Raw genomic sequence first — 19,489 nt, forward strand, 5'->3', positions numbered from 1 at the left:
GTCGAGTGTCCAGAATGGCAAAATGCATTCGACCACGAACCCGAAGAGGCGACGCACGTCCGGATGCGCCTCTTGCGGGAGGCCGCCGCGACAGGCGAATTGTTCTTGGCCAGCCACCTGTCGTTCCCCTCGCTCGGTCACGTCGCGGTCGCTGGCAAAGCATTTGAATATGTACCTGCCAACTGGGCGTACTGAACGCGTGCCGTAGCAGAGCGCCTTTCTCGAGGACCCAGAGCCTGGGTCCTTTTTTTGTGCCAACACCAGAAGAAGATCACGCAGCCTGCGCTGGTGTTGCACGGCGACGATGACCAGATCGTTCCATACAAGGATGCCGGCGTTATCCGCCAAGATCCTTAAAGATTCGACCCTTAAAATCTACCCGGCATCCCCCATGGCATGTTGACGGCCAATGCGGACGCTCTCAATGCGGACATGCTGAACTTCATCAGAAGCCAGCCGTAAGTCAACATCCTTGAACTGCGAAGAGCGCATCGCGCCCTGAGACATGGATAGAAAACATCTACTTTAAACGAAATCCATCGTAGACCTCGCTGGGACGCGTCGAGGGATCGATATTTAACCGAATATTCCGCTCGAATTCGGCAAGCTTGAAGTCAAAAGATGCCAAGCAAACGATTTTGTCGAAATCAAGCGTAATGAAATCAACATTCATGCCCACCATTTTCGGTAACGACATATCGAGCAAATCGTTGATCGCATGCACCTGCCCCATGATGGACCATCGCATGGAATCGACGATAAAAAACACGTCATGGATATCGATGCCTATTTGTTTTTCGATCAACCACGTGGCACACAACAGCAGAACTCCAAAGGGTTTCTTCAAATTTTTTGCGATCTTCGCAACGATGACGTCGATGATCGGCGCATTGGACGATGAGCTGTACTTTTCAATTGAGCAAACTGCGTTACGCGCCCTCTTCTGCTCCTGCTCGAAATTGACTGCTGACGTATTCATACGTAATGGCCTCACAAAGAGCGCAATAACGTGAAATGTGCGGCGCATCCAATACAGGCCAGGTTGCGTCAGTCAGAACAGTAAGCGCGTCGTAGCTCAATAAGTAGCTGGCTTGCATCAATCACCATGTTGTACACCTGGAAACAATCTGGATTTGGCTCCTCCATTGCCATGCAATTTTCGAATTCATTGCAACTTTTCGTTGCCACCAGTTGTTCTCCCAAAAAAGCAAATGAAGGGCCTCGGCATCTAGCGCGCAACCCTTTCTATTTCTCCGAAACACGGCATGCTACCCGACAAATGGCGTATCCACGCTTCAAGATCCGTTCGATTGGTGCCACACAAGCAACATCGTGAGTCCTTTGTCATGCCTACAAGCCCATCCGGTATGTGAACACAATTGGCGCACACCGAGAAAAAGCCATGACTCGTATAGAAAAAAGCATCTTCGCGAGTGTCGGTTACGTGGCAATCGCCGTTGCGACGACCCTTGCTATCGCCGGCTGCACAACATCGAACGACATTCGTGCACCAACGCTCGCATCGACAGCAGCGGCCGAACGATCGCGCAACGCCACCGTGGCGACGTCACCTGCCTTGACTGACAAATCGCCACCATCCGAATGGTGGAAATTGTTTGGCGATGCCACGTTGACGACGCTGGAAAGCGAGGCATTGGCGTCCAATCTTGATCTACAGGCAGCGGCGGCACACGTTGACGAGAGTCGCGCCCAACTTGGGCTAGTCAACGCGTCACGGCGGCCACAGGTTGCTGCGGAGGCTGACTACACGCGATCAGGAATCAGCCAACATTCCCCCTTGTCCGCACTCGGCGCGCCATCCACTGCATTCAATACGTGGGGCCTAGGTATCGAAGTGAGTTGGGAGGTAGACCTTTGGGGCTACCTTCGTCATCTGAGTGAATCGGCGAACGCTCGCCTTCAAGCCAGCGAATTTGATATGGCGTCGGTAAAAGTCTCAGTTGCTGGCGACGTAGCACGTACCTATTTGCTGCTGCGTGGAACGCAAGCGCAGATCGATATAAGCGAGCAAAATCGACAGATAGCCGAGCACTTGCGACAGTTGGCCGATAGCCGCCTGCAGAATGGCGTAGCAACTCACTTCGACGTTGCATCGGCTAGCGCCGATGTGGCAAGTATCGATGCTCGCCTGTCGCAACTCCATGAGCAGAGCGACGCGTTGACAAACGCACTAACCCTGCTTTTGGGCCAGCCGCCGCGCGAATTGGATGCAATTCTTGGCAGTTCGGCCATGCCATCCATGCCAAAGCAATTGCCCATCGGAGTACCTTCTGAACTGGCACGAAATCGTCCAGATATCCTTCAAGCCGAGGCTCGTTTGCACGCGGCGGTTGCCGACATCGGCGCGGCCAAAGCGGATTTCTATCCTCGCATTAGCCTGACAGGAAATCTTGGGGTTCAAGCGTTCGACCTAAGTGATTTGGGTAGCTGGAACTCGCGGCAGTTTTCCTTCGGGCCGTCGCTTTACCTTCCGATCTTTCAGGGTGGACGGCTCAAGCGCAATCTCGAGCTAAGTGAGGCTCGGCAACACCTGGCAGGTATCGCCTACCAGAAGACAGTCCTGAACGCTTGGAGCGAGGTCGACGATGCTCTCGACGCCTATACGACCGAAGTCAAGCGGCACCATCAGCTTCAAGATGCTGTAACGCAAAACCAAGCCGCACTCAATGTCGCGATGCGTGCATATCATCAAGGAACCGTCGACTTCACCACCGTTTTGATAGCAAGGCGATCATTGCTAGCCAGTCAGGCAGAGCTGACTGATTGCACTACTGCTTCTGCGTTATCGGTCGTTTCTCTCTATCGAGCATTGGGCGGCGGCTGGTCACCAGAGCTTCTGGCCGCATCGACGCCTGGCGGGAGTCACCCATGACAGTCCCTGCATCCGCACATACCTTGGCACAAGGAAATCATCCGTCAACGGCAGCTCAAGAGTCGGCGTTTGGCCTCCGTCTGGCCATTGGCTTGCTCGGCGTACTGTTGGCAGCCATGGTGTCTGGATTGAACAGTCGCGTCCCTGGATTGGTCTTGCCTGATTTGCAGGGGGCCCTAGGCTTTGGCTATGACGATGGCTCTTGGCTAAGCACCGCCTATGCCGCAGGTGAACTGGTTGCCATGCCCTTTGCGTCTTGGTTCGCTGTCACCTTTTCGCTGCGGCGCTTCCACCTCTCCATGCTTTCGGCAGCATTAGCGCTGGCAGCGGTTATGCCATTTGTACGCGAGCTACATTTGCTACTGGCTCTACGTGCCCTCCAGGGCCTGTTTTCAGGAGCGCTAGTTCCCTTACTGATGATGTGTGCGTTGCGCTTCCTGCCGATGTCCCTTCGGTTGCATGGTTTGGCCATGTACGCGTTGACCTCGACGTTCTCGCCAAATATCGCACTATGGCTCGCGACGCTAGCACTGGATCGGTTAGCCGATTGGCGCTGGGCCTACTGGCACGTGATTCCCATCGGCATAGTGGCAATGGCACTGGTGGCTTGGGGCCTTCCAAAGATGCCCACGGCGCTCCCCCGCTTGAAGGACGCCAATTGGGCAGGCATGGCGCTCGGCGTTCCAGGCTTGACGCTTCTGGTCGTGGGCCTGGACCAAGGGGTCCGCCTGGATTGGTTCCATTCGCCCATTGTCACCGCGTCGTTTCTAGCCGGAACGATCCTCACAGCGTTGTTCATGGCATCCGAATGGCGACACCCTGCACCGTTCATCAAACTGCAGATGCTCCAGCGCCGAAATTTGGGTTTAGGTTTCAGCGTGTTTGTTCTGCTGCTGATCATCGGTGGCACAGCGGTCACGTTGCCTGCCAATGTACTTGGACAGCTGCAGGGCTTTCGTCTTGAGCAAAGCATGGAGATAGGCCTGATCGTCGGGCTGCCCCAGCTGGTGTTGGGCTCGTGTGTGGCGGTCCTGCTTTACCAGCGCTGGATCGATGCCCGCCATATCTTTGCGGCGGGACTCGCTTGTCTTGCGATCGCATGTTGGCTGGGGAGCTTTATTACGAGTGATTGGATGGTGGCTCAGTTTATCGGTCCGGAAGTCCTATACGCGCTTGGGCTGCCTATGACGATTATTCCGCTGCTGTTCTTAGCGACAAGCGTCGTGCAGCCGCCGGAGGGCCCATATGTTTCTGGCATCGTCAATCTATTTCGCGCGCTCAGTGCCACGCTTGGCGGTGCCGTGATCGGTCAACTTTCGGTGGTACGCAACCGCTTTCACACCGAAATGTTGCTCGACCAAGCAGGCAACCTTGCCGCTCGACTACCGTCAGACGATGCTCGTTGGGCATCAATCGCATCCAACGTCGCGCAGCAGGCCGGAGTGCTCTCCACTGCCGATGTCTATCGCGTTTTTGGACTACTGGCCCTGTTGTTGATTCCAGTTGTACTGAACCTCCAGTACATCCCGGCACCTACGACGACCGCCAGTCCAATCACGTCGCCTTCGACCACACCACGGACAAGCGCCGCCTCCTGACCCCCTCCCTTTCTCAGCACGAGGCATTCCATGTCATCGAACACTCGCTTTCGCATCATGGTCGGCGCTATCACCGCCGTTGCTCTGGTTGGCGCCTTTGTGATTCTGAATCGTTCCGAATCAAGTGCGCCCGAACAGAGAACCGATGACGCATACGTACAAGCTGACTTTACCGTCATCGCGCCCCAAGTGGCCGGCGTTATTACCCGCCTGGCTGTGCAGGAAAACCAGGAGGTCCAGGCTGGCGCTCTCCTCGTAAACATTGATGAACGCGATCTACGTATCGCCGCCGACAGCGCAAAGGCGGCCGCAGACAGCTTGCAGGGTCAGCTTGAGCAACAGCAAAACATGATTGCGCAAGCCCGTGCGATGGTCGCGGCGTCTGATGCCAACCTGAAGCTTGCCCAGGCCAATCGGGATCGCTTCACGAACCTCGCTCGTGATGGCTCTGGCACCGTTCAAGCCCGCCAACAAGCGGAAGCTGCATGGGAAATCCAACAGGCCACACTTGAACGCGATCGTGCGGGACTTCGGGCGGCAGAGCAGCAAGTGGTCATTCTCCAGGCCAACCTCGACAAGGCCGAGGCCGCCAAAGCAGATACTGATCTGAAGTTATCTTATGCAACGATCGTTGCGCCGATCAGCGGCGTCGTAGCACAGCGCAAAGCCAGAGTTGGGGCATACACGCATGTGGGCGAACCACTTCTGACTCTGGTTCCACTCGATGCCGTTTATGTGGAAGCGAATTTTCGTGAAACGCAGCTTGCGCGCATGCGCGTCGGCCAAGTGGTGGACATCACCGTCGATGCCTTGCCGGGCACGCACCTCAAAGGATCGGTGGAAAGCTTAGGTCCCGCCAGCGGCGTCAGCTTCTCTGCCATACCGGCTCATAACGCCACCGGAAATTTCACCAAGATCGTGCAGCGCCTACCCGTTCGCATTCGCCTCGATCCGGGCCAGGATGACATCCGCCGGCTGCGCGTAGGCATGTCGGTCCATCCAAGTATCAGAGTCAGTGCTAGCTGATACCCCGTCTCTCCGAGCGATATCGGACCCCACTCCTTACGCGACAGCTCATTCGGGGCGCAACGATTGATGCCTTGACATCAACACCGTGAGTCCACCGGCGGCTCTACCAGTGACTGCCGACCACGCCTAGCATCAACAAGAACACTTTCGGCATCAGTGAAAGGGCGGGTTTTTCATGAAAATGATCGTCGCAGATGGTACCAGGCTCATTGGAAAAAGGGTCGTTGGGCGCATGAGTTCTTGTACTCCAAAATTTTCGGTATATCTCGACCAAAACATCGGGTGCTCGGTTCCGCTGTTGGAGAGCGACGGACTTTCACCCACCGAGAGTTTTGCAATTGTCACCTATCTTGGCGATGTGTATCCCGGCAAGAAGTTGTTGGGAGACAGCGACTGGCTGGTTGGAACACGCTCCATTGTCCACTCGTATCTCCTGATTTGCTTGCGTTGGGCAGCGCATCTGGATATTGGCTTACACGGCCTCTTTCACCTCATGAAATTCGCCCACTGCATGAACAAAGATGCGGGGGCTCGAAAGGCTCTCTTTGCCCACGAGCGCGTCCTCGCCCAAGGCCAACCATGAGCAGCCAGAACCGCCCTCCCATCACCCTGCTCGACAAACACTATGGGGCTGATTTTCTCCCGCTGTATACGGCGACCGTTCATGTCACAGGCGGCGAGTCAAAGCATGGACGCGCCACCGGCATTGTTCGCTCCGACGACGGCGTCCTGGACCTAAGACTCAGGATGCCGGAACAGTTGGGCGGTGAAGGCGGCGGCACTAACCCAGAGCAGTTGTTCGCAGCGGGTTACGCTGCGTGCTTTCATGGTGCCCTCAGCCTGCTCGCAGCGCGAAGGAACATCGATATCCCAGACGCGGAGGTGATCGCCTCGATCACATTCGGCCGGGACCCGGTGGATGGCCTCTTTGCGCTCACGGCAGAAATTCGCATTCGCTTACCTGGTGTTGACCGGGCAATCGCCGAAGAGTTGGTGCGCAATACAGAGCGCATTTGTCCTTACACGAAAATGGCGAAGTCCGGAATCAATTGTGTCATTTTGCTCGAATGCTGATTGCATCAAATGCGCCTGCCTTTTAGTTCGCCTTTTCCGTGTAGATCTTTATAGCTTTCATTTCCTATTGAAGTCTCGATGAGCAAAAACACTCCATAGAGAGCTGGATATCAAACCATCGGAGACGAAGTAGCGAAACCGCCATAGGCAACATGACCTGGAGTCAGAAATGAGCGTAGTAAAAGACATCTCACATCCCACGAATGCGGCGCCCGATGAGTCGGTCCCATCTCGTTATTCGCTGCGGGTGGGCGACATTGAAGTGCTCGTAATCAGCGATGGTGTATTTACGCTGTCGGCTTCAACGTTGGCCACCAATGTAAAACCGGCCGACCTGTCGGCGTGGCTAACGGCCCGACTTGAATCGGTGGACGAATACAAGTGGCCTCTTAACGTAGTCGTGGTACGCAGCGGTGGCCGGACCGTGCTCATCGACTCTGGCGTAGGAGATGAGTTCCCTGACGCTCCGCGCGTCGGCAAATTGGCCTCGCGACTGGACGCAGCCGGAGTCGATCCTGCATCCATAACTGACGTGGTTATTACCCATCTGCACGTTGACCATGTGGGCGGCCTGCTTTCTGAAGGCTTGAGGCGCCGGATGCGCCCCAACGTAACGATTCACCTGGCGACCGCTGAAGTCGCGTTCTGGGCGGCGCCCGACTTCTCCCAGAACACATTTGGCGGATTCCCCGATGTGCTGGCATCGGCCGAACGTCGATTTATCGACATGTACCGCGGCCAGCTGCGCCCCTTTGAGACCGAGTGCGAGGTAGCGCCAGGCGTGGTTGCCAGTTGCATCGGCGGCCACACCCACGGACACAGCGTGGTCCACGTTGCGTCGGGCGGAGAACGGCTGACCTTCATCGGTGATTCGGTGTTCGAGAACCACTTCGATCACCCCGAATGGCACAACGCGTTCGACCACGACCCCGAGGAGGCAGTCCGCGTGCGTCTCGCACTTCTACGAAAGCTAGCAGCCAGCGGAGAGTCGGTGCTGGCAGCTCACCTGCCCTTCCCATCCATCGGTCGTGTCGCCGTCAACGGCGACGTGTTCCGCTGGATACCGACCACTTGGGACTACTGACCGCTGGGCTCAGTCATGCCGATGGAACTTGCAGCTCGCGTCAACGCATGAGCTTGTGGCGCAATGTATGGCGCAAAGAAAAAGGTCGCCCAGGCTGGGCGACCTTTTTCTGCATGTGTGCATAGGTCTGAATCTGTTGATTCTCTAGGGATGCCCTGATCTATTCCATGCACCCGGCATGAGGTGAAGCTTATAGTTCAATGATGCCTCGTCGTGCCGCGACCGTAACCGCATGCGTACGATCCGCAACATCCAGCTTGGTAAATATGTTCTTCATGTGTCCCTTGACCGTCTCTTCGGACAGGCCAAGCTTCGATGCTATTTGCTTGTTGGCCTGACCAGACGCCACGAGCCGGAGAATCGCGATTTCACGTTCAGTAAGCGCCTCATCGACCACATGCATCGCGATCTCGTTGGCGACATCACGCTGCACATGGCGTTGGCCACGATGAACGTCACGAATGGCATCAATCAACTCGGTCCTCAGGCCACTCTTGAGCAAATACCCGACTGCACCAGCCTTGAGCGCACGCATGACCTGCGCATCGCCCATATAGGTGGTGAGCACGATGATCCGGGCGCCCGGATCATCGCTTCGAATTGTAGCGATTGCTTCAACACCATTCATGCCTGGCATTTGCAGGTCCATGAGCGTTACGTCCGGACGCAACGTGCGAAAACACTCGACGGCCTCTCTTCCGTTGCGAGCTTCACCCACCATGACCATGTCGTCATGGTTACTCAAGGCAGCGGCAACGCCATCCCGCAGGACTGGGTGGTCGTCGACAATGAGAACGCGAATCTTCCGGTCATTCATCGATGGAACTCCTTCGCATGAAGCGCGGCAGCCAAGGTTTGGCGGGCGGCCTGAGCTTTGCGAATGCCAGCTTGGCTGGCATGGTGAGCGTGATTTCCGAGCCTGCATCGAGGCTGCTGACGATCATGATATTGCCGCCGATCTTCTCGGCGCGCTCGCGCATGCCAAGCATGCCGAAGTGTCCATCCTTGCGTCCATGCTCCAAAACGTCCTGGGGAATGCCGACTCCGTCATCCCGCACGCGTATAGCAAGGTGTCGCGGCTCGAAGCCGATGGCGACTTCGGCGGACGATGCTTGAGCATGATAAGCGATGTTGAACAGTGCCTCGCGCACGATCCTTTTTATCTCTTCAGCGACGAAGGGGTGCAGAAGCCGCGGTCTTCCCTCCACGAGGATGCGAACCGGGATCGGCGGATCGAACGGCGCGTCAGTCACGAGGTGCTCGACGATGGCACAAAGATCGTTCGTGCCTTCGGCGCCGCGCAGATCACGCACACGGTTCCTTGCGTCGATCACGACGTCCTCGGCCGCCACCAATGCGGCCTCTAGCTGTTCGTGAACTTTCTCGTCATGCGTCATGCGATCGGCAGTCGCCTGGAAACGAAGTATCAAGCCCTGAATGCCCTGCAGAAGCGTGTCATGGAGTTCACGCGCTATGCGCTCTCGCTCCTTGGCCCGCTCGTCCAGCCGACTGTGGATGCTGCGCGCGATCTGCGTCACCCGCAGTCGATAGATGGCACCAAGCAAAACGAGGACGAGCGTAGCACTGACAGCCGGGAACCACGCCGATTGGAAGAATGTCGGCGGAATCTCAAAATCGAGTGTCGCACCGGAACGATTCCATACCCCATCGTTATTGGCCCCGATGACGCGGAACCTATATTTTCCGGGCGGCAGGTTCGTATAGAACGCTTGCCGCCTGGCACCCGGGTCGATCCAGTCCCGGTCAAATCCCTCGAGCATGTACTTGGCGCGGACACGGGTGGGGTCTGCGAAGCTGAGGACGGAGAAATCGATTTCAATATTGGCCGTATCGGCCTTCAGCTCGAGCGTAGCCGGATCCCGATACGAGCGCCTGTCGGCGGTGATCGACGTGATCACAGTGCCGGGCGGCAGCGTGTCGCGGACGATGTGTGCGGGGTCCATCCACAGGGTTCCGGCCTCGGTCGCGATCCACACTCGCCCGTCGCCGCCGCGCACCAGGGACCGTTGCGAATGTGAATGAGGGCGGCTCTCCAATCCATCACCAAAACCGAGCGACGTCGTAGGCGTGGGGAACGTACCGTCGCGGAATGCACGGTCGAGATCGCGCCATCGAAGCCGGATTAGCGACTTCGGGTATGCCAGCCAGATATCGCCGTCCGGCATCTTCACCATGCCGTTTATGCGACTAGCCGGGGACACCGGATCGGCTCTGACCGTTTCGATTTGCGGCCCGCGGATGCGCGACAGGCCAAATGCGCCAGCTGCATAGACATCGCCTCCCGTCGCGTAGAGCGTGAGGACCTGTGGCTCACTTCCAGCAAAATCCAGGCGTATTGACGACTGTCGTCCGGAACTATCCACCCAGACCAGCTTGTCGCCCGTCTGAACAACCACGCCGCCCGATGGAGCGCGGATCATAGTGGTCGGATAGAAGTCAGATCGATCGCCAGGGGCCAGGATGGTTTGCCATCGACCATCCTTGTAACGGCGTACGCCGCTGGCGGCTGCGGATATCCAGAAATTACCTGCCGCGTCAAAGGCGCAATCGTAAATGATGTGGCCGGAGCCCTGATCGGGGCGCTCGATGGTCTCGCGAATACCGCCATTGGCCCACACGACGATGCGGGGCCCAAAGCCAACCCAGATCGCGCCATCCGGCGCCTCGCACATGCTCTGGGGCTCGCTCACATTATCCAGGATCGGCTCCGGCGCGCCGCCGGGCCTGACGCGAAAAATCGTGTGAGCCTCACCGATGTAGACGCTTCCATCAGAAGCATCCAGCAACTTGTCGCCGAAGGTTGCAGGAGCCTCCAACTCAGGCTCCGCTATCAGCGTGGCGGGCCGGAACTTGTCGAGGCCTCTTTCAGTACCGACCCAGATGTTTCCTTCCCGATCCTCTAGCAACTGGTTCGTGACATCCGAGGACAGACCATCCCGGCTCGTGAACGATTCGGCAGCGCCGCCTTTGCCACTTTCGAGAGTGGCGGTCGGTATCGCGACGCGTCGCACACCGCTGTAGCGTGTACCCAGCCAGAGGTTTGCTTCATGATCAAACAGCGGCGTCCCCTCGCTGAGTCCGTCACCGGTGCGATAGGGAGCGCTCAGTGACGGCGGCGTACCGCGGCCACCCGGCCCGGTAATGGGATAGCTTCCGCCGCTCTCGGAAAACCATATCCGACCCTCCCGATCCTGGGACAGCAGGCCAAAAGAGGTCTTGCGATAGATCTCGAACCGCTCGGCGCCGGGAGCCAAGCGCGCTACCTCATCACTGCAGGCAATCCAGACCGCGCCGTCGGCTGCAACGAGCATGTTCGAGGCGCTGGCCGATGGAAGCCCATCGGCTGCATTGAACGTTTTCCAGTGCCCATCGCGGAAACGAAGCACCTCGGCACTGAAATTCGCCGTTAGTGCCCAAATCTCGCCTCCATTTCCTTCCACCATCTCGACGATCCGGCTCGGAGCAGGCGGCGCCTCCAGGAGGCGGAGCACGCCCCGCCGATAAATCGCGAAGCGGTGCAACGGCTCAAGGCTGGTCCAGACGTCGCCGCTCCTCGTCACCAACAGCGCGCTGGGCAGGTCATTTTTCTGGTCAATGCCTTCCGCTTCGATCCGTTCGAACCGGACTCCATCGAATCGGAACAATCCTTCGCCCGTTGCGAGCCAAATGAAACCATCGGACCCTTGCGCCATCGCACGCACTGGCGCCGGCGCTCCGCTTCCTTCGTTCCATTGCTGGTGCGAGTAGCGCGCGAAGAAATGAGGCGCTCCCGCTAACGTCACCAGAGGCAACGTGGCGAGTGCTGCAGACAGAAGGGTCCTGAGTAGCCACATCGTCGCAATCAATCCCTTCCGGCATCACCACACAAGCCAATGTCCACCTGTGTTGGGTACATCCTAACCCCCAAAACGGGGGGGTGCGAAGCCCCTCTCAAAGGCCTCGCGGTAGAGCGATATGGCGATATTGTGACCACATGAGCAATTACGTCTGTCGCTACCCAGATGGCCTCGCCGGGCTTGCCCTGTTCGTCGTTCGCGCGAGTTACGCCGTGGTCACTTTTGGCATCGTCGCGATGATGCCCGCGAGCCCCGTTGGTGGTGCCATTCCATATCTGGCTTCAGGATTGGTCGCCCTATTGCTACTGATCGGACTTGCAACCCGGTGGGCCGCCCTGCTTCTCGGTATGGCAGTTGCCATCGACTTGGCAGCGGTAGGCCCGATCCAGCAAATGATCCTTGCAGGCCATATCGGTGGTTGCGCGCTGATGGCGCTGATTGGGCCTGGCGCATTCTCCATCGACGCAAAACGCCACGGCCGCCGCGTCATTCACCTCAAATCAAACACCCCCGATCGAGGGACCGGCGCCTGACCTGACTCGGGATACCGTAAATGGCGCGCTGCTGGCAGCCTTGGGTCAACGGCACAGAGGAAGCTAGTGAGTCATGTCAAACGCCTCGTTACCTTTGAACTCAAGTGATCACTCGGATCTTCTCGTATCCAGCCTCTCGGCCAGTTACGCCGGCGTAGTCGCCTTTCTTACCGTGGCCAACGAAGGCAGTTTCTCCCGCGCTGCCGACAAATTGGGGATCGGTCGCTCCGCGGTGAGCCGGAGCGTGCAAAAGCTCGAAAGCCAAATCGGGGCACGCCTGTTCTGCCGCACGACGCGCGCGACATCAATCACACGGGAAGGCGAGCTGTTCTATCAGAGTTGCCGCCCAGGGGTTGATCGAATCATGCAGGCGCTCGAAAAGATGCGCGACCTGCGCGAAGGCCCTCCATCCGGGCGGTTGAAGATCAGCGCTCCGCATGGATTTGGCCGCAAGGTTGTCGCGCCCCTGATGACGGAGTTCCGCGCACATTTCCCCGCAGTAGCACTTGAACTATTGCTTGAGGAGCGGATGGTCAACTTGACGACCGACGGCATCGATGTGGCCTTCCGTGACGGCCGTCTAGACGACAGCCAGATCATTGCCAAGCAACTGATCCCGATGCAAATGCACGTCTGTGCATCGCCAGCTTACGCCCGGGAGCATGGTCTGCCGCGCTCGGTTGACGACCTTGCAACGCACTCGTGCATCAGCCAGCGGCTCGCCAGTGGTCGTCTGCAATCCTGGGACTTCAAGGTAAACGGGCAGCCGCGCTGCATAACACCGGAGGGAAACCTCATCGTCAACGACCCTTCGCTTGCCATGCGAGCCGTGCTCGCTGACCAGGGATTGGCCCAACTGCCGGCTTACCAGGTGAGCGATGCACTTCGCAACGGCACTCTAGTGGCATGCCTGGAACACGTCGCACCTGACGACCGAGGACATTACCTGTGTTATCTGAGTCGTGAGCAGTTGCCAAAGCGGATACGGGCATTCGTCGATTTCATGACCGCCAACATCCGAGCGCTGGATTTCTCCACCATTGAACTACGGGCGCACTGTTCCACGCAGGAACAGGACTTCACAGCGGCTGAAGTGGCCATGTCGTAACTGGCAAGATGGGTCACGCTTCGCTACGTGGCTCTGGGTCGGTGCGCATCGGGTCGGACTTATGGCAAGAAGACAGCTGCCGCCACGGTAGACGGCAGCGGGAAGATACCCATCGCTAAATGAATGTAGTCCACGGCAGCCACGCTGCAGCCGATCGCAAAAATAGATACGCGCGTGAAAAGCTCTACTTACCGGCGGCATGCGCGGTGAATAGTCCGTGCAGTACCAAGAGCTCCGCCGTATCGACATAGCCACCGTTAAAGGTCAGCACGGTCGGAACGAAAATTTTTACGCGCAGCATTGATCCTCGCCTTCATGCCGAAGCAACGTCACCATTCCAGGGCCCTTGGCCTGAGGTATCCCCACGTTTTTTGGCTGGCATGTCGCCAAAAATCGGAATTCACATCGATGTTATTCCGAAGCAAATCGTCATTTCGGCCTTCGCTGGAATGGCGAGCCAAAAAAATCATCGTCACGAATGAAATTCCATCGAATCGAATTCGCGATTTTCTGACGACACCTTTTCCCACACTAGATCAAGCTCACCATCCGCCAACATCTCATAGGCGTTTTTTCCGCCGAAAACACGACGGCGTGTACTCATCCATCGATCAGCGAGATGCCTGTTCCCCAAATTCAATAGAAGCATGCTCGCGAGATTGGACTGCGTATCCTCAAGAGCCGAGAATGCCTCCGATAGCAACGCGTCTCGCATCGCATCGACACGCCTAATATCAACCAATATATTTTCAAAATAGCCCTTTGCAGCCATGATGCCTCCGCTTTCTTTCATTGCGCCGGACGGTATCGGTCAGCTTCGATCACGACTGCGAATCGACCGAAGAAAACGCATGACTGCCGTAGCCATTCCACGGGAAACCAGCTCCATGGCGGTCAAATTGTCTAGCTCAGCGATGGGTGAAGTTTGGTACCAAGCAGCAAGCAATAACGGATCGTCTTCAAGCCTCGCTGCGAGCCTTAGAACCCGGTACATGGCTGAGCGATGCCATACTGAAACTCTGATTTGACGATGCTTTTCGATCTCTTTTAAGCATATGGAAAGGAAGGCATCGACGGTTGGCGATGACCTGCCATTTGACAACGGCCCGACGCTCACTGATGAGAAGCAATGACCCATAGCATGCTCCTTCTGCACGCGACTGTTGCCACACACGTTGACGCTATTTACTCAACCATCGACAGACTCGATGCATGATCGATGCGACGCATGGGCGAGCAAGTACAAACCTGACAAATCGACCCTACTTGCTACCTGTGCGTGATTGGCATCCTTCCCAAGGCTACTTCGCATCTTCAATTCGCAGGACGGACTCGTTTTCCTCCTTTGCAGCCATCTCGATCGCCGTACTCTGAGTCCACCTTTCGTTCACCTCGGTCAACTGAATGCAATACCGTTGACCGTGAGAGTCATCATAGGCGGGAACATGAGTTGCGGGTAGGTACAGACTTTGGCTCACCGCGTTGCCCATGCGGCATCAATCGGCTTTCCCGGAATCCATGGGTGAGATCTCCAATTCGACGCGGACACGAGGGCGCGCCGCTAGCGATCTATCCGCCATGACGAAAAGCTCGACATGAATTGCAAATTCATGGAACGCACGGTCGCCGCTGGACAGTCAAGACTCGACATTGCCGCACATGGTTGGCGAGTTTCACTTAGCCAGTTTCGTTTGTGCTTTCGCGCATCCACTTTGCGATCGAGATGACTTGACCCACACTGGCGCCGCGCCCGCAGAGCCGCGAGCTCTACCATGTGGAATGGTGGCGCACGATCGCGGGCTATATCGTCGAACTCGTCGAGCCCCTCGCTATGTCTGCGGTCATCGATCTGCGCTTGCGATCTGGCGGCGCAGCGACGCCGGGCTCGCACCATCCCGATCGAAACGCTGGATTTGCGCAGCATTTAACTTCTCAGCGTACGCCGCGGACGTCAGCCCGCCCAACGCCTGCTGCTACGGGCCGGCGCGGACGTACATCATGTTCGCAATCTGGCAAAACCGCCCTACCCGCGATAACGCGCCCTAATCGCCTTGCCCTCGTGCGCCCTTAGGCGGCATCGACCAGTTCATTGGTATCGCAGACGATTCCGAGGCAGGGCCCGGTCTCGCCGAGCTTGCGTTGACGTAGCCAGATGCTTGATCCGATCGCCTTTCCGCTAACAGGAAAGGAAGAAACCATAGGTGGACAAGCCAGTGTCCGCGCGGAATGTGTAACGCATTGCAAATCGTCTATTTTTCGGTCTACAAGGGCGATGCCTACACCGACGTGCCGCACTTTGCGAGCAAGAACACGGTGGAGCGAATGATCGATGCGCTCGACCTGCCCGCTGCGGTGCCTCGTCCTGCTTACTTTATTCAGAACGATTTGCGACAAAAGGGTCCACTATTGAACGCCGGTATCTATGGCATGCCCATGGGCGACAAGGGCATTTCCATGGTGGACGTCCGCGACATCGGCGAAGCGGCCGCACTCGAGTTATTGCGCCGCGAACGCGCGGCAAAACCGCTCCCTCGCGAAACCTATGCGCTGGTGGGATCTGATGTGTTGTCAGGCACCGATGTCGCCAACATCTGGAGCGAAGCACTTGACCGCCAAATTCGTTACGCGGGCAATGGAACAGCAGCTATAGCCCTCCCTAGTCACGGCTCCCACGCGACAACCTCACCCCTACCCGCCATCCGCAGAAGCTGCCATTGATCCGGTCATCACTCAATGACGTCATCAAGATTACAGCGGTAAACGCAACATCCTTCATTGCCTGACACGGCAACATCTATCTTCTTTGGAGGGCAAAATCATGGCCAATTCACCTCATTTTCTCTCGGCATCAACGTTGACGGGCGATAAGGTCACCAATCCCAAGGGCGAGTCGCTCGGTGACCTCAAGGACATCATGATCGATACGGAAACCGGAAGCATCGCGTACGGCGTACTCTCATTTGGTGGAGTTTTGGGGCTGGGCGAAAAGCTTTTCGCGGTGCCTTGGGAAGCATTGCGCGTTGACGGAGACCGGAAAGAACTCATTCTCAACGTCGATAAAGAACGTCTGAAAGACGCGCCAGGGTTCGATAAGGACAACTGGCCAAATTTTGCCGACACCACCTTCGTAAACCGAGTTCGGAAGTATTACATTCAATGAATACGGTCGTTCCGCCAGTCTTTCTTAGGGTTGGCGGAACAACTCCCCTATTCAAAAGTCACGCGTTCGGATGTTCATTCTCTACGGTATGTTGGGAAGCGGACAGGCATTTGCTAATGCCAACCAGCGCATCTTCCCAAGGCCTCAAAAAAAATAAACGAAAGCTGAAAATGAGGGCTTGAAAACAGCTTTTTGGTGCATAAAATCTCATCCGCTGGGTGCTTCGGGCCCAGCTTGCCGCGACCCTCGCGGCGCGGCGAATAGTCCTTTTCCATGTTGCTCCCAGGAGAATATGGCCATGCGCACTGTTCTTGATTTTTCACCGCTCCATCGTTCAAGCATTGGTTTTGAACGCATCTTTGATTTGCTCGAAGCTGCTCAATCCCAGCCATCCGACAACTGGCCTCCCTTCGACACGATGAAACTCGCTGAGGACCGTTACCGGATCACCATGGCGGTAGCCGGTTTCAAGCGCGACGAGATCGATATTTGCGTGCAGGAAAATTTACTCGTCATCAAAGGTGAGCGTAAAAACGACGTGGAAGGCGAATACCTGCACCGCGGCATCGCCTACCGCCCGTTCGTCCGTCGTTTTGAACTGGCCCAGCATGTGCAGGTTACAGATGCACATCTCGCTGACGGCCTTCTCAACATCAGTCTCAAACGCGAACTTCCCGAGGCGATGAAACCTCGCCGCGTTCAGATCGATACGGATGAGGCGGTGCCGGCAAAAGTTCGGCAGATCGAGCAGCACGCCGCCGCTTAAACACCCGCTTTGCTTCAAATTACGCAATACGGATCGTTAGAGATCTTTCCTGTCTGCGCACTAATTATCTCGCGCAGGCTTTTTTTGAAAGGCGAAAGGCGCGTTGCCACGATTGACCAGGTTTTGATCTCTACCTGCGTCCGCTTGACGATGACGGTCTGCACATGGCTCAGGCATCACAGGCGCTCGACGCTGCCAGGTGCACCCAATGCTGACTATGCTTAGTTCACCTGCCTGGCCTCCGCTATCAGGCTGCGATCTGTCTGGCGATGATTGGCGCCCGAGGAAAAGTCGAAAAACGTGACCAGATTCCCGTGCCTGTAATAGAGGTGGGTGGCATCCGTGTAAACGAAGTTGTTCGAGTTGTCGACGCGGCCCTGCCAAATATCAACAACAAAGCGCTGCCACTTTTGATCGGTGGAATGGAAGATATCCAGTAAGACGAAATGATGATCGTAGGCAGTACTGCCAACCACATAGATTTTTACGTTATCAAAATTTGCATTATTCAAAAGATGCACGGCCGCCAAACCAGACATGTGCAAGCATCTTCCAAATTTCGTTCTTTCAGTGATAACGCCGAGCTTGACCCAGAAACCTCCAATTTTTTGAGCTCCGCCGTGGTCATTGACATCAACGTTTACCGCTCTCAGCTTTCCAGTGACCCACGATGCGGCAGAACCACTGGTATTAGTGGATTGGGGATCTTTATCGGTATATGTATACCCTCCTCCGTCCTTCGGAATATTCGTCACGCTCATCTGCCTCCAGGTAGCTAAGGTCGCTTCCCCGATCCAGCCTTTCACATCTTCAACTGAGTATCCCATCGCACACCTCCAGACAAAGACATTGAAACCGTTTGTTGGCCAGTGATCCATGCAACCCAAGCTTCGTAGCAATTTGCAGCGTCTTGTCACTCCACTCTCTGCCGACCTTTGACCTAACGTCAGAAAACCGCGGCGTCATCAGGCCGCCCGTGTCACCCTCGACTCTCCGCATAGGTCAACACAATCGCGTTCTGCCGTTTCCGAATGGCGGAAAAAATGCGCAGGAAATACGCCACGCCGATCACGGCCTCGAACATCGAACCCACCACCCAGCAGGTCGGCAGAATGCCTGGATTGCCCACGTGCGTGGTGGTGATGGCATAGATGGTGGGGATGCTGATGAACCACATCATCACCAGGCGGGTAACGAACAGGAAACGTGTCAGGCCGAAGCTTTCCAGTACGGCGGCGCCGGTCATGGAGAATGCGAAGGCCAGCGAATAGGTCCACAGCACGCGCGCGGTGGCAATGGATGCCTTTTGGATTTCCTGCGGTTTATCGGCCAATCCAAAGGGACTCAGCAGCGCACCCGGCGTCGCGATCTGGAAGAACGAGATCACCACGATATATGCCAGCTCGATCACCAAGGTCACCAGCAGGATTCTCGGTATCAATGAATAATTGTCTTCGCCGATGGCATTGCCGCAAAGCACGCTGCACCCTATCCCGAGGCCCAGCACCGGAATGATGCCCATGTAGTTCACGGTGAGGTTGATGTTGTTCGCTGCCAGCGCGATCGAGCCCAGTACTGCAATCACCCATACGAACACGGCGTTGCCGAAATTATCGATGCCGGCGGTAGTGCCCAGTACCAGGCCTTTCTTCAGGCGCGGCAGCACGTCGGTACGCACAAAGCCCTTGCGCCTGGCGATGAGGTTGCGCAGGTTGAGCCAGACCTCGGCCGGCATGAACGACACGTAGCACGCCGAAATCGACAGCGCACCGATCAGCGTGCCGATGGCGGCGCCGCGCATGCCCAGTTCCGGCAGGCCGAATTTGCCGAACACCAGCCCCACGTTCATGCCTGCGTCCACCGCTTGCCCGATCAATCCGGCGACCAGCGTGATGCGCGTTTTACCGATGCCATTGAAATACGACGACAGCGCGATGTTGAACGTCATCACGCTGCCAAAAAACGCCGACCAATACAGAAACTGCGATTCCAATCGCGTAATAGCTATCGATCGATGGCTGAGAAATGGAATGCGTTCGATCAGCGGTGCCAGCAGCAGCAGCATCAAGGCAAGCAACACGCCCACGAAAATGCCGACGGCCCCCTGATAGGCGGCTTCTCCCTTCCCTGCCCGGCCAAATGCCTGCGCCACGCACGATCGCGAAAAGCCGACCACGGCAAGAAAGAAACCGGTGATCGCCGAAGCGGTGTAGATGGCCGGCCCCGATGCGATAAGCGTGTCGTTCGAATAGCGCGCCAGGCAGACGCGATCGATAAACAGCATCAGCAGGCTGCCAACCATCGAACCCATCAGCGGCAGCGAGACGTTCAACACGCGCTTGGCGATGCCCAGATCAAGATTCGCGTGACGGTCATGTTCTTGCATG

At 56.8% G+C, this 19,489-nt stretch carries 17 protein-coding genes and 2 pseudogenes; 13 read left to right on the top strand and 6 right to left on the bottom strand.

Annotated elements, in window-relative coordinates; translation table 11 throughout:
- Positions 1-195 (top strand): annotated as a pseudogene (locus VJR68_RS01660) (MBL fold metallo-hydrolase); the annotation flags it as partial.
- A 69-nt stretch (positions 196-264) separates the two neighbouring features.
- Positions 265-462 (top strand): annotated as a pseudogene (locus tag VJR68_RS01665) (alpha/beta hydrolase); the annotation flags it as partial.
- Positions 463-520: 58 nt separating this feature from the next.
- Here VJR68_RS01665 and VJR68_RS01670 read toward each other — a convergent pair.
- The gene (locus tag VJR68_RS01670; protein WP_324145808.1) at positions 521-979 is read right to left on the bottom strand and encodes a hypothetical protein; all 459 of its coding nucleotides are present in this window, start codon (positions 977-979) and stop codon (positions 521-523) included.
- A 423-nt stretch (positions 980-1,402) separates the two neighbouring features.
- Between VJR68_RS01670 and VJR68_RS01675 the strand changes: the two genes are divergently transcribed.
- The 6 genes from VJR68_RS01675 (at position 1,403) to VJR68_RS01700 (ending at position 7,678) form a co-directional block, all read left to right on the top strand.
- Positions 1,403-2,893: a TolC family protein gene (locus VJR68_RS01675; RefSeq protein WP_324145809.1), complete on the top strand. Its 1,491-nt coding sequence runs from the start codon at positions 1,403-1,405 to the stop codon at positions 2,891-2,893.
- A complete protein-coding gene (locus tag VJR68_RS01680) occupies positions 2,890-4,491 on the top strand; it encodes an MFS transporter (RefSeq protein ID WP_324145810.1) in 1,602 nt (533 codons plus the stop codon). Before VJR68_RS01675 ends, VJR68_RS01680 begins: the two co-directional genes overlap by 4 nt.
- Before the next feature lie 30 nt (positions 4,492-4,521).
- Positions 4,522-5,517, top strand: a complete 996-nt coding sequence (locus VJR68_RS01685; protein WP_324145811.1) for an HlyD family secretion protein — start codon at positions 4,522-4,524, stop codon at positions 5,515-5,517.
- A 178-nt stretch (positions 5,518-5,695) separates the two neighbouring features.
- Positions 5,696-6,103 carry a hypothetical protein gene (locus tag VJR68_RS01690; protein WP_324145812.1) on the top strand — a complete coding sequence of 136 codons (408 nt, stop codon included), beginning with the start codon at positions 5,696-5,698 and terminating at the stop codon, positions 6,101-6,103.
- Positions 6,100-6,594, top strand: coding sequence for an Ohr family peroxiredoxin (locus tag VJR68_RS01695; RefSeq protein ID WP_324145813.1), 495 nt, complete (start codon positions 6,100-6,102; stop codon positions 6,592-6,594). Before VJR68_RS01690 ends, VJR68_RS01695 begins: the two co-directional genes overlap by 4 nt.
- 169 nt (positions 6,595-6,763) lie before the next feature.
- Positions 6,764-7,678 (top strand): MBL fold metallo-hydrolase, encoded by a 915-nt coding sequence (locus VJR68_RS01700; protein WP_324145814.1) that lies wholly within the window; start codon positions 6,764-6,766, stop codon positions 7,676-7,678.
- Between the two features lie 190 nt (positions 7,679-7,868).
- On the opposite strand, the gene VJR68_RS01705 is transcribed toward VJR68_RS01700, so the two are convergent.
- Both VJR68_RS01705 and VJR68_RS01710 read right to left on the bottom strand, forming a co-directional pair.
- A complete protein-coding gene (locus VJR68_RS01705) occupies positions 7,869-8,495 on the bottom strand; it encodes a response regulator transcription factor (protein ID WP_324145815.1) in 627 nt (208 codons plus the stop codon).
- Entirely contained in the window at positions 8,488-11,532 is a 3,045-nt protein-coding gene (locus VJR68_RS01710; protein WP_324145816.1) for a sensor histidine kinase, read from the bottom strand. The genes VJR68_RS01705 and VJR68_RS01710 overlap by 8 nt, the downstream gene beginning before the upstream one ends.
- 140 nt (positions 11,533-11,672) lie before the next feature.
- Between VJR68_RS01710 and VJR68_RS01715 the strand changes: the two genes are divergently transcribed.
- Together VJR68_RS01715 and VJR68_RS01720 are read left to right on the top strand one after the other, a co-directional pair.
- Positions 11,673-12,068 carry a hypothetical protein gene (locus VJR68_RS01715; protein WP_324145817.1) on the top strand — a complete coding sequence of 132 codons (396 nt, stop codon included), beginning with the start codon at positions 11,673-11,675 and terminating at the stop codon, positions 12,066-12,068.
- A 73-nt stretch (positions 12,069-12,141) separates the two neighbouring features.
- Positions 12,142-13,176 (top strand): LysR family transcriptional regulator, encoded by a 1,035-nt coding sequence (locus tag VJR68_RS01720; protein ID WP_324145818.1) that lies wholly within the window; start codon positions 12,142-12,144, stop codon positions 13,174-13,176.
- 472 nt (positions 13,177-13,648) lie between these two features.
- On the opposite strand, the gene VJR68_RS01725 is transcribed toward VJR68_RS01720, so the two are convergent.
- On the bottom strand, positions 13,649-13,948 hold the full coding sequence (locus VJR68_RS01725; RefSeq protein WP_324145819.1) for a DUF2384 domain-containing protein: 300 nt from the start codon (positions 13,946-13,948) through the stop codon (positions 13,649-13,651).
- 1,466 nt (positions 13,949-15,414) lie between these two features.
- On the opposite strand from VJR68_RS01725, the gene VJR68_RS01730 reads away from it, so the two are divergent.
- From VJR68_RS01730 to VJR68_RS01740, 3 genes are all read left to right on the top strand, one after another.
- Entirely contained in the window at positions 15,415-15,894 is a 480-nt protein-coding gene (locus VJR68_RS01730; RefSeq protein WP_324145820.1) for an NmrA family NAD(P)-binding protein, read from the top strand.
- A 100-nt stretch (positions 15,895-15,994) separates the two neighbouring features.
- Complete coding sequence (locus tag VJR68_RS01735) at positions 15,995-16,336, top strand: PRC-barrel domain-containing protein (protein ID WP_324145821.1); 342 nt, start codon at positions 15,995-15,997, stop codon at positions 16,334-16,336.
- 298 nt (positions 16,337-16,634) lie between these two features.
- Positions 16,635-17,102, top strand: coding sequence for an Hsp20 family protein (locus tag VJR68_RS01740; RefSeq protein WP_324145822.1), 468 nt, complete (start codon positions 16,635-16,637; stop codon positions 17,100-17,102).
- 221 nt (positions 17,103-17,323) lie between these two features.
- On the opposite strand, the gene VJR68_RS01745 is transcribed toward VJR68_RS01740, so the two are convergent.
- Positions 17,324-17,980, bottom strand: coding sequence for a hypothetical protein (locus tag VJR68_RS01745; protein WP_324145823.1), 657 nt, complete (start codon positions 17,978-17,980; stop codon positions 17,324-17,326).
- A 101-nt stretch (positions 17,981-18,081) separates the two neighbouring features.
- Positions 18,082-19,488 carry an MATE family efflux transporter gene (locus VJR68_RS01750; RefSeq protein ID WP_324145824.1) on the bottom strand — a complete coding sequence of 469 codons (1,407 nt, stop codon included), beginning with the start codon at positions 19,486-19,488 and terminating at the stop codon, positions 18,082-18,084.
- Between the last annotated feature and the right edge of the window lies 1 nt (position 19,489).

Source organism: Dyella sp. (assembly GCF_035277725.1).
Lineage (GTDB): Bacteria > Pseudomonadota > Gammaproteobacteria > Xanthomonadales > Rhodanobacteraceae > Dyella_B.